7 protein-coding genes and 4 pseudogenes are annotated in these 11247 nt (G+C 43.9%); 4 read left to right on the top strand and 7 right to left on the bottom strand.

The annotated features are described in order from the left end of the window. From V5G28_RS01120 to V5G28_RS01100, 5 genes and pseudogenes are all read right to left on the bottom strand, one after another. Positions 1 to 342: DVUA0089 family protein (locus tag V5G28_RS01120; RefSeq protein ID WP_336229427.1), on the bottom strand; the 342-nt coding region annotated here is incomplete at its 3' end. A 30-nt stretch (positions 343 to 372) separates the two neighbouring features. Beyond that, positions 373 to 851 (bottom strand): annotated as a pseudogene (locus tag V5G28_RS01115) (filamentous hemagglutinin N-terminal domain-containing protein); the annotation flags it as partial. 53 nt (positions 852 to 904) lie between these two features. Continuing rightward, positions 905 to 1141 carry a hypothetical protein gene (locus V5G28_RS01110; protein ID WP_336229426.1) on the bottom strand — a complete coding sequence of 79 codons (237 nt, stop codon included), beginning with the start codon at positions 1139 to 1141 and terminating at the stop codon, positions 905 to 907. 15 nt (positions 1142 to 1156) lie between these two features. Then, entirely contained in the window at positions 1157 to 3130 is a 1974-nt protein-coding gene (locus V5G28_RS01105) for an ABC transporter ATP-binding protein/permease (RefSeq protein ID WP_336229424.1), read from the bottom strand. A gap of 182 nt (positions 3131 to 3312) precedes the next feature. Next, a complete protein-coding gene (locus V5G28_RS01100; protein ID WP_336229422.1) occupies positions 3313 to 4956 on the bottom strand; it encodes an NB-ARC domain-containing protein in 1644 nt (547 codons plus the stop codon). A 444-nt stretch (positions 4957 to 5400) separates the two neighbouring features. Here V5G28_RS01100 and V5G28_RS01095 point away from each other — a divergent pair, with 444 nt between their 5' ends. Then, positions 5401 to 5667: a hypothetical protein gene (locus V5G28_RS01095; protein ID WP_336229420.1), complete on the top strand. Its 267-nt coding sequence runs from the start codon at positions 5401 to 5403 to the stop codon at positions 5665 to 5667. Positions 5668 to 5743: 76 nt separating this feature from the next. Then, a pseudogene (locus tag V5G28_RS01090) lies at positions 5744 to 6190 on the top strand (IS5 family transposase); the annotation flags it as partial. A gap of 71 nt (positions 6191 to 6261) precedes the next feature. On the opposite strand, the gene V5G28_RS01085 reads toward V5G28_RS01090, so the two are convergent. Continuing rightward, a complete protein-coding gene (locus V5G28_RS01085; RefSeq protein WP_336229417.1) occupies positions 6262 to 6888 on the bottom strand; it encodes a recombinase family protein in 627 nt (208 codons plus the stop codon). 102 nt (positions 6889 to 6990) lie between these two features. Between V5G28_RS01085 and V5G28_RS01080 the strand changes: the two are divergent. Next, positions 6991 to 9983 (top strand): annotated as a pseudogene (locus tag V5G28_RS01080) (Tn3 family transposase). Here the strand turns inward: V5G28_RS01080 and V5G28_RS01075 are convergent. Continuing rightward, positions 9947 to 10638 (bottom strand): IS1 family transposase gene (locus V5G28_RS01075; protein WP_336229415.1). Its coding sequence is split into 2 segments (ribosomal slippage): positions 9947 to 10314 and positions 10314 to 10638, totalling 693 coding nucleotides; the frame shifts between segments, so codons are not numbered across the junction. The pseudogene V5G28_RS01080 and the gene V5G28_RS01075 overlap by 37 nt on opposite strands. 187 nt (positions 10639 to 10825) lie before the next feature. Here V5G28_RS01075 and V5G28_RS01070 point away from each other — a divergent pair. Then, positions 10826 to 11224: pseudogene (locus V5G28_RS01070) on the top strand (transposase); the annotation flags it as partial. Positions 11225 to 11247 lie beyond the last annotated feature (23 nt).

Below are 11247 nucleotides of genomic sequence, written 5' to 3'. Positions count from 1 at the left end.
GGGGTTATTAGGGAAGAGGGAAATGCCCAGGTAATAGATGCCAGAGGCAGCAGGCGTGAAGGGTTTGTTCAAGGGTACAGTAGATTGCTGGACGATGGCGTCAATTATGTCATCGTTACTGGACAAGCCCACGCCCCTGCCATCGAACAAAAACAACTGGGTATCCAGGTTCGTACTACCCACCGTACTCGCTTGGAAGGGCACTCCTTGTTTCAGGTACACTTGGTACAGGTCAACATCGTTGGCATTGTCAAAATTGCCAGAAATCCCGTTAAAGCTTGTGCCATCCGGCGCGTTGCCAACTGTCTGGGCTGTATCCAAAAGTTGACCCGCCTCGCCCACTTCATTCAATGGCTTTTCAGGAGTACTCTGCACAGCAATGTCTCCTTGCTGGCTATTGAACTGCAAGCCAATGGGCACACTAATGGTCAGCAAGGGAGAACCGGAGGGGTTGACAGCACTGAACTCAGTGCCATCCGCGAACTTGATGCTGCTGGCTGTACTGGCGACAAATGAGCCACCGATATTTAAGCTGGCATTGGCTCCAAAGATAATTCCGTTCGGGTTAATCAAAAACAGGTTTGCCGTGCCATTTGCCCGAATCAAGCCGTTAATATTTGAGATTGACCCACCCGTGACGCGGGTCAGAATGTTTTGCCATCTGCTGCATTGTTGAAGAAGGCAGAACCACCAGTGGGTACGGAAAACTGCTGAAAGCTGTGGAACAGATTGCCCCCCCGCCTTGCTCCGCCGTCAATCTGGAAGTTGGGATTGCCTGTGACTTGCGTTTGCTCTGCTGTCGGCAGTGTGTTATCGGGAACGACTTGAGCTGCGAGCGGTTTAGCACACATCAGCACACTCAAGGCGCTGCCAATTAAGATCCATGATTTCAGATGCCACCCGTTCATCTTAGTCTTGCCTCCAGTATGGCGATTGCTCTGCGGCGATGACCATGCAGGGCAGCTCCAAGAGGGAACATTGCATGATTGCGCTCCACTTCAAGCAGCAATACGCCTGAAGTCGTCTGCCCTTTGGGCAATCGCGCTTTTACAAATTGGCAATCCCGCCGCTGGAACACAATGATGATTGCCTGTGTTTGGTCTTTAACCTCTAGCTTACCTGAAATGGCGAAATGCAGCATTTCAAAGTTGCTCGCTTAACCGATACCTTGGGTTACGCCGCCTAAAGGTGTTACCTGCCAGCCTCCAGAACCATCTAACTCTAAAAGTAAGTGATGATATTTAGTTAAACTAGACCGATGTCCAACACTGACAAAGGTGGTTTTCGTGGATAAGAGCAGCTCGTAAAGTTTATCCTCATTTTGTGCATCTAAAGCACTGGTTGCTTCGTCTAGAATTGCATAACGAGGTGCTGTTAACAATAAGCGAGCGAAGGCAAGACGTTGTTGCTCACCTAAAGAAAGTATCTGTCCCCAGTCCAGTTCTGCATCAAAACCACCTACCCGTTCTGGCAAGTCTGCCAAATTCACCTGTTGCAGTACTTCATATAACTGGTTGTCTGTCAAGTCGCGGTTGGCTAAGGGATAAAGAAGCTGACTTCGTAGACTTCCTAACAGAATATAAGGACGCTGAGGCAGAAACAGCATCTCTGTGAGTGGAGGACGTACTATACATCCGGTTCCAGAGTTCCACAATCCAGCGATCGCCCTCAGTAATGAACTCTTTCCGCATCCACTCTTTCCCATAATGAGCATTCCTTGATTGGGTTGAAGCGCTACAGAAAGATTACTAACCAGCATTTTTTCATAATTAGGTGTATATAAGGTAATGTGCTCTAAACTCAAACGATTTTCAACCTTAACATCCAAAGTCCTTCCACCCGCAAACTGGATTTGTGAGGTTTCTGTCATTGCTTGTTTAAAACTGTCGAGTCGATCAATACCTGCGATAAATGCACTGAGGGAATTGAATTGACTTACAATCACAGACAGCGCTTGCAAAACTTGCTCAAATGCAAAACTTGCTTGAGTAATTGCTCCAAAATCAATTTGATGTGCAAAGTACAAAGGAACAACAATTAAAGAAGGTAAAATAACATTAAGGTAGTTATATCCTGTCGTGAAAAAGCCTAGATTACGCTGCCAACCAATCAGAAAATTAAAGTTCCTTAAAACTGCTGTAAACCGTTGCTGAACATTAGTCAATTCTTGTTGTTCACCTTGATAAAAAGCAATAGACTCGGCATTATTGCGGATATGCACCAAACTGTAGCGAAAGTTTGCTTCCTGCTGTATTTGGTTGAAATTCAAGCCAATTAAGCGCTTTCCAAACCAAATTGTAATTAGCGTCCCAACAGTCGAGTAAACTAGTAGCACCACTACTAATGGAACAGAAATTGACCAAAGAATACCAGTGAAGCAAATCACAGAAATGATAGAATTTAAAATGAGAAGCAAGAAAGACAAAGAAGTATTAGTGAACGAGTTAATATCCTCAGCAATCCTCTGGTCAGGGTTATCAATTTTGTTATTAGTATTAATCTCATAATAAGCTCGATTGCGAAAATAGCGCTCCAAGAAACTGGTGGTCATCCATCGTCGCCAGTGCAAGCTTAATTTATCTTGCATATAATTAAAGTAGACAACAATTGGCGTACCAATTACAAAGACACTGAAATAAACCCACAAAAACCGCCAGAAAGTTGGTGCATCCCTATTTGCCAGAGCTGTTTGAAAAAAGCGACTAACATAGCTAATAATCACATTCAAGCCACTAACAGCTAAAGAAAAGAAAAGTAGCAGACCCAGTAATACCCAAGGATGCCAACGCTTAATCAGCGTTTTTCTTAAAATTATGACAAGAAATACAGGAAGGACTAAACTTGCATCAATCAAGTAGATAAGAGGAGATTTTATCAAAAGATTTAGCGTATCAAAAAAGCCAGGGGCAATTTCATTAAAAAATTTATCAAAAAATTGATGTTCAAACCAAGCACCTAGATAAACTAATAAAAACAAGACAGATATGAGAAACAACAGTAACATGACTAAAAGCCCTAAAGCAATTAAACTGTTGTATTTTCCTAAAGGGAACCAATAGGGTTGAGCCAATGACAGAAACTGGCTCCATAATTTTCTATTAAAGCGATGGAAACTTGAAGAATGAGTCATACTTGTATACAATGAAATACTTACGAAAAACAAAGTTCAAACCAGAAGCTGGGCAAATACTGTTACCAATCCTTTAAAGGTTTTTCACAGCATCGTGCCGTAGGTAATTGCACTCTTATCCCATAGAAGAACGCAAGAGTAGGTTATAGCTCAAGGAAAATTGTTAGAAATTGCTTGTGCTGCTACCTGGTTAATGCCAGATCTAAGGTTGGAGTGAAAGCAGATTTGGCTTGATTGATATGGGTCAAATTGTAACGGTGCTTCTCTTTTTTGTTTTCGTTTTGCCCTATGCCTAACTCAGAAATATCGACTTGCATTTGCCAACATAAGTGAACTAAATTGTTGATAGCATAACCAGTTAACTTACCTTCTTTTTCTCGGATGGCTTCTAAGATTCCTTGTATTTGCTGTCTCAGTGCTAGAGGAGAACGAAAGGTAGTAGTTAAACACTGAGTAATTGGCTGCAAAATAAATCTTTTTTGACTTTCTCTGACATGATTGTCAACTGTTGTTTTTATTAATGCATAATTCAGAAACAGAGAAACCTTTTGGGTAACTAGTTCAGTACCAATCTGCTTAGTCAGTTTGTCTGTCACATATTCCATCAGCAGTGGTTGCAAGATGTAATATCCTGAGTGTTTCTCAATCAGCGATCGCCAAAAAAGAGCCTCTAAAGCTTCTAAGAAATCAGCTATTGTTACTGTAGGTAAAATATCAGATCGTAGCTGTGCAAAAGTCGCGCCTTCCCGATAAATCGCCAACCAATACATTATGGTCTGCTCTAACTCTGAGAGACGATTGAACTGCTGGTCTAATAAACGACGAATTCCATTAAATACTCTAGTATCTTGTTGGAGGAATTCCCCAATATTGCCATCAAATAGGTCTTGTATAGAGGTGCCAACAATCTTTAATGCTTGCGGGTTATGACCGTAAAGTTCTGACAATTGTTGCTTTTGCGCTTCGGTTCCTACCAGTTTCTTAGCTTGTAACAATGCAGAGACAACAGTTGGTTCACCACCCAACTTCAACGAGTGTACCCCAAGACAAGGTGCTTCACTGACAGCTATCTCAGGAGGCTTTTCGCGACTAGTGACAATCAATGTGCTGTGGTGATCAGTGAGTGCAAATTGTTGTAGTAACTCACCATATCCCTCATACCCACTTCGATACACCCCAGCGTGTCCAGCCTCCAAAACCGTTTCCCAATTGTCTAGAATCACGAGAGATTTTGTGTTACGCAAATAATACATCAACCGCTTAATGTCGCTTGTATTTTCTTGTTGATTTGACAAAAAGAACACCAACTCGGCGATAAGAGCTTCAGAAGATACAGCAGCAGACAAAGAGCGCCAAATCACATGGTCAAACTCAAACTGTGCTTGTTGTGCAAACTTCGCTGCAAGTGTCGTTTTTCCAATACCGCCTATTCCTAATAACGCCACCAAGCGACAGCGCTCTACCAATACCCACTCTTGCAACTGTGTTAGTTCTTCGTTACGACCGTAAAACGATGAAACATCTACATCATAACCCCAGTCAACAGTACGTGTTTCACCCGGTCGAGTATAATCAGTTTTAGCCAACTCTAAGCCAAAAGCGCGGAAACAGTATTCCAGGGACAGCTTGTCCACACCTTCTGCGCGTCCCATGACGCGTGAGATTGTGTGTAGTGATAGAGCAGTGCATTCGCTGAGTTCTTCATAGGTGTAGCGGCTTCCGTTATTATTCCGAAACTCGAACTCGCGCTTAGCCTTTTGAAATTTGTCCCAACCTGTAGTAGACAAGATAACGCCACGCTTGCGGACTGATTTTTGTGATGACATAAGCTTACCTAAATACATTTATCGATAAGTACAGAAGTATCAGTTGCCTTGAACCCTAAAATTACATCGCGTAACAATACTGCAAGGGATAGGTAATTTATCAGTTACCAGTTATCAGGTTATCAGTTACCAGTTATCAAGATGTCCCAAGTCAATCTTCTCACTGGTCACTGGTACTGCGGCTGGTACTGTTCCAAGACTTATCCTCAAAACTTTTGTATCTCACTCTAGTATTCGCCTTAGTAAAGTCTCAGTGGGTGAAGATAGATAAGTTAGCAGGAAGTTACGGCGAAAATTAAATCTCCATCGTTAACTGCTTCATCTTGCCTGGTAAAAGTTTACAGCTTGATGGAGAATCAAGGGATCGAGTACCAGTGAATACCTACTATAAGCAAGGTTAGGCAATCGTACCTTCTCATACAAATTTTTTTCAATCGATATTTTATGAACAATCTCGAATTCACGTTAGCTGTAGGTATCTGCTCTATATTAGCTGGATTGTTAGGTTCTTTAAGTGGCTTGGGAGGAGGGGTTATTCTGGTGCCAATGCTGACTACAAAGGTTTTACAGGAGGTCTTTGATATGACGCGATTTACAAAGCGTTCACGCCGTTCCTCCAAAGGAAAAGTTTCAGAGCGATCGTCTCAAAGGTGGACAGATTCACAGGTTGAAATCGTGGTCAGTAATCTCTCAGAGGGTGTTTATAAATAAAAAATAAAGAGCACTTGAGTCATTCCTCAGGACAAGTATCTTAAAAAAGACAGTTGTCATATTTGAATCAGATGAGATGAGTCGAAAACCTTATCCCACAGACGTTTCTGATAGCGAATGGGATTTGATAAAATCAATGATTCCGGCAGAACGTAAGCGCAAACGTGGAAAAAAACGTGAAGTCGATATGCGCGAAGTGGTGAATGCGATTTTTTATATCTTGCGTGCTGGCTGCTCGTGGCGAATGATGCCTCATGATTTACCAGCATGGCAAACTGTATATTCGTATTTTCAACGTTGGCAGCGCAAAGGTGTATGGCAAAAAATCCATTCAGCATTGCGATTGCCCGAAGGGCAGTGGGCTAAAGCCCAATCGCAAATACGAGAAATTGAAGGAAGAGATGCAGAGCCATCCGCAGGAATTATCGACTCTCAAACAGTTAAAACGACTGAAAAAGGAGGGATTGATGGCTACGATGCCGGAAAAAAGATTAATGGTCGCAAACGTCATATCCTTGTTGATAGGGGTGAAATGAGCAACCGTACAGAAAGTTACGCTAAGGCTGAAATGATTACTGGATAAGCTTTTAAAATTTACTTCTCCAACGCCGATTCAGAGCCAGACTGTCTGTGACGTTTGACAATATCATTGACAGTTGTCTTGCTGAGATTGAGAATTTCTGCAATTTTGCGGTAAGAGTACCCCTGTTGCACCATCTGCAAAACTTTGGGGCCCAACTTATCTGCTTTAAGCCGTTGTCCTGGCTGCCTGCCAAACTTTTGACCTCTTGCTTTAGCCGCCGCCACCCCCGAACGCACTCTTTCTCGCACCAAATCCCGTTCAAATTCAGCCAAAGATGCCATGAGATGGACGATTAGCCTACCTTGTGGTGTATTCAAATCAAATTGCAATCCGGTTTGAGCAATTAAGGAAACATGCCAACTATGGAGTGATTGCAACGTCGAAATCAGGTCAATGGTGCTACGTCCCCACCGAGTCATTTCTGTCACCAAAATTGCATCAATGCTATGACTTTGAGCTAACGCCATAACCTTTTGTCGCTCAGAGCGGTTGTGTTTAATTCCAGAGGCTGTTTCCTTCCAAACACCAACTACCTCAAAACCACAAACGGCAGCATACTCTAATAAGTCCCGTTCTTGCCGCTCACAGGACTGGTCAGTTGTGGAAACCCGACAATAAATGGCAATTCTTTGTACCAATTAAACCCTCTGGATTTTATAGGTTTCAAACCCGCACTGCACCGTTGACATTTAGTGTACCAAATAACTTACACTTTAATTAATACAACTTAGGACTTATGGATGGGATTCCTTACTCTCGAACAGCGACAACGCTACGGACGCTATGAGTCGGAACCAACACCAATGCAATTGGCTCGCTACTTCCATCTTGATGATACGGATTTTGATAGTGTTCTAATTCGACGTGGAAATCATAACCGCCTGGGTTTTGCCTTGCAGCTAGTTAGCGTCAGGTTTCTGGGGACTTTTTTGGAAAATCCCATTGATGTTCCGCTTGGTGTAATCATCCACGTAGCCACTCAGTTAGGAATCTCAGATATCGAGTGTTTGCCACGCTACCTTGAGCGTTCCGTAACCCATTGGGAGCATCAGGGCGAGATTCAACAACTTTATGGCTATCGAGATTTTAGCGGGCAACCAGGACACTGGCAATTGGTTCGTTGGCTGTACGGACGTGCCTGGGTTGGTTCGGAGAGTCCGAGTGTTTTATTTGACTTGGTTACAGCAAGGTTAGTTGAACATAAAATCCTTTTACCTGGAGTTACAGTTCTGGAGCGCTTGGTTGCCAGTGTCCGGGAGCGGACGGCGAAGAGGCTGTGGCAAATTTTAGCCAAAATTCCTTCTTTTGAACAACGCTCAAAGCTTGAAGCCTTACTAGTACCCGATGAGAAAACTTGGTACACACCACTCGACCAATTACGGCGATCGCCAACTCGCCACAGCGCTCCTGCTTTGGTCAATGCTTTGAATCGTCTAGTTAAAGTGCGTTCCCTTGGTATCAACACTTTGAATTTCTCTGGTATCCCAGCCAGCAGATTAAAAGCTCTTGCCCGCCATGCAGCAACAATTCGAGTTCAGGCGATTGCCCGTATGCCGTTTGAGCGGAGAATTGCGACTCTACTTGCCTTTATTCACACTTTGGAAGCTCTTGCTACTGATGACACCCTCGATGTGCTGGAATTGTTGATCAAGGATTTACTCTCTAAGTCAGTGCGGGATGGAAAAAAAGAACGGTTACGCACGATCAAAGACCTGGATACGGCAGCTTTGCGATTGGGTACAGCCTGTGCAGTTATACTTGACCCCAATTGTGAAGATAAAAGTGTGCGTGAAGTTATTTTTCAACTTATTCCTCAAGAGAAGTTACAAGCGTCTGTGTCAAAGGTGGAAGAACTAGCCAGACCACCAGAAGATGATTATTACCCAGAACTGTTGAAGCGTTGGACAATTGTTCGCAGATTTCTCCCCTCACTACTACAGACAATTGATTTTCAAGCAACCAAAGCGGGAGCGTCAATTCTTAAGGCTGTGGAATTTCTCAAAAGTATTGAGAAGAAAGCAAATCCCTTGATGGATACTGCTCCACTCAATGGCATTACTAAAGGCTGGCTGCAATTAATTGTACAACCCAATGCAGACATTGACCGCCGCGCTTACACTTTCTGTACTTTAGAGCGATTATGTGAGGGATTGCGCCGCCCTTGAACTGTTTATCACCCCCAGTATCCGTTGGAGCAACCCTCATGCCAAATTACTGCAAGGTTCATATTGGGAATCAGCCAGACCAGCAAGTTTGTCGCGCACTGAACCTACAACCAACACCTGAAGCGGAACTGTCCAAGTTGAAACAGCAACTCGATGAAGCATTTCATCGTACTGCTAATAATCTGCCCAGCAATGCAGCAGTACGGGTCGAACCTAACAAAAAAGGGCGTGATACTTTAACAGTAACCAACCTGGATAAGTTGGAAGAACCTGCCAGCTTGAAAGCTCTCAAAATACTGGTAGCAGAACTACTCCCCCGTGTGGATTTGCCTGAAGCCCTACTAGAAATCCATGCTAAAACAGGGTTTATGGATGAATTTAACCACGGTAGTCAGGATAGCTCACGAGTAACTGATTTACACATTAGTGTCTGTGCAGTGCTGATAGCTCAAAGTTGCAACATCGGGTTGAAGCCAGTTACCCGCGCAGATATCCCAGCCCTAACTCGTAATCGACTGGCTTGGATACAGCAAAACTACCTTCGTTCTGAAACCTTGAAGAGTGCTAATGCACGGTTGGTCGATGCTCAAACTCAGATTCCATTGGCGCAGACTTGGGGTGGGGGAGAAGTCGCATCAGCAGATGGATTGCGTTTTGTGGTGCCTGTACAAACACTAAATTCAGGCCCAAATAGCAAATATTTTGGTCGGGGTCGAGGTATTACTTACTACAACTTTACCTCAGATCAGTTTACAGGTTTTCACGGTTTGGTGGTTCCTGGAACTCTGCGCGACTCTCTGGTTGTTTTGGTTGGGCTTTTGGAACAACAGACCTCTCTTCGTCTCAAAGAGATTATGACTGATACAAGCGGTTACAGTGATGTGATATTCGGTCTTTTCTGGCTACTGGGCTACCAGTTCAGCCCCCGACTGGCTGATGTAGGGGAGGCTCGCTTTTGGCGTTTGGACTCTGAAGCCGATTATGGCGTTCTCAATGGAATAGCACGGCAACGGGTCAATACCTCTTTTATTGAGAATTATTGGGATGACATGCTGCGAGTTGCAGGTTCTTTAAAGTTGGGAACGGTGAGCGCAACAGATATTATGCGAACTTTATATCGAGGTGACAAGCCTTCTGTTCTGGGTCGAGCGATTGGGGAATTGGGGCGTATAGCCAAAACTTTGTACCTATTAAACTATGTCGATGATGAGGCGTACCGTCGTCGAATTTTGACTCAGCTAAATCGGGGTGAAGGACGACATGGGCTTGCCAGAGTTATATTTCATGGTCAAAAGGGAGAGTTGCGCCAACGTTACCGGGAAGGACAAGAAGACCAACTTTCTGCTTTGGGGTTGGTTGTCAATGCTTTGGTACTATGGAATACATATTATATGGATGCTGCACTTAGCTCTATCGGCTCCCAACAAAGCATGAATCTTGAGGATGTAGCGCGGCTATCGCCTTTGGGACATTCTCACATCAATATGTTGGGACGTTATCATTTCTCGGCGTTGCATAATGGCGGTATGAATCATTCCGGAACTGGAACATCCCAAAATTTGAGATAGTGAAGTAACAATCGAATCGAGTATTTCAGCATTTGTGCTGATTTGGAATAACATAGCGTTTTGCGATGCAATCGAGCGAGATAGTGGCGCAACCGGGTGTTTTCCCCCTCAACTCGTGTCATGTAAGTCTTGCTCACAATCTGGTCGCCCTCTGGAATAAAGCCTGGATAGACCAACCATCCATCCGTGACATAGAAATAGCATTGCCAAGTGCCGACAATATCCCATAACGGTCGAAAGGTTTCGGCGCTGTGGTCGCCCAAAACCCACGCTAAAATACCTTGTGTGAAGTGGTTCACTGCTGTCCAAAGCCAGATTTTGTTTTTTTTGAGCCGACGAACGTTTCTAGTTCATCGAGTTCACCAACTTCTGGTATTGTTTCTGGGTCATAGGCATCAGGCAGCAGTTCTCCTGTAAGTTTTACCCAAGTAATCAATGTCGTGTGATGCACACCTTTGACCCGTTCGATGCCACGAAATCCCATGCCATTAACGTACATTTTCAGGCATTCCCGTTTCACTTCATCACTGTATCCTTGGGGTGGTTCGTACCGATCAATGAATTGGCGATCGCAATCACAGCAAATGTGATTCTGTTTACCTCTTTTTTTTCCGTTCTTACGGATATGGGATGACCCACAACGCGGACATTCCATCCAGTTTTACCTCAATTCATACCGCCATTATGCAACGCCTCATTTCTCTTTGCCTCTTGCAGTTATGCAGGGGGAAATGCGTTCGCTGCGTGATCCGAACGACCCACTAGAACAGGATGATTAGAATGCCTGTGTAGCAAGCGTTTCAGCCTTAGCGTAACTTTCTGTACGGTTGCTCATTTCACCCCTTGATACGATGGGTTTAGTTTTAATGGTTGTTGTACACGCAGCTTCGATTCAAGACCGTGACGGAGCAAAACTTGTACTAGATAAAATTCAATACTCATTCCCCAAGCTGCATTTAATTTGGGCTTCGGCTGGATATGCTGGAAAACTAGTTGATTGGGTCAGGTATTTTATTGGCTGTGCAATCTCGATTGTCAAACGCTCTGATGACACTTCAGGCTTTCAAGTATTGCCTCGACGTTGGGTCGTGGAGCGTACACTGGCATGGCTAGGTCGCTATCGTCGTCTAAGTAAAGATTACGAATATCATCCGCAAACAAGTGAAACCATGATATACGCCGCTATGACACATCTTATGTTACGTCGATTAGCTCGTAATCATCGTTGCTCAACTCCTTAAGAATTATTTTATAAACACCCTCT

The sequence above is a fragment of the Scytonema sp. PRP1 genome (assembly GCF_036697665.2).
Taxonomy (GTDB): Bacteria; Cyanobacteriota; Cyanobacteriia; order Cyanobacteriales; family Nostocaceae; genus Kalymmatonema; species Kalymmatonema gypsitolerans.
The sequence above is the reverse complement of the archived record's forward strand: the minus strand, read 5'-3'. Positions and strand labels throughout refer to the sequence as shown.

Coding starts and splice junctions, on each gene's coding strand:
- V5G28_RS01095 (WP_336229420.1), top strand. CDS start 5,401: ATGAACAATCTCGAATTCACGTTAGCTGTAGGTATCTGCTCTATATTA.
- V5G28_RS01110 (WP_336229426.1), bottom strand. CDS start 1,141: ATGCTGCATTTCGCCATTTCAGGTAAGCTAGAGGTTAAAGACCAAACA.
- V5G28_RS01100 (WP_336229422.1), bottom strand. CDS start 4,956: ATGTCATCACAAAAATCAGTCCGCAAGCGTGGCGTTATCTTGTCTACT.
- V5G28_RS01105 (WP_336229424.1), bottom strand. CDS start 3,130: ATGACTCATTCTTCAAGTTTCCATCGCTTTAATAGAAAATTATGGAGC.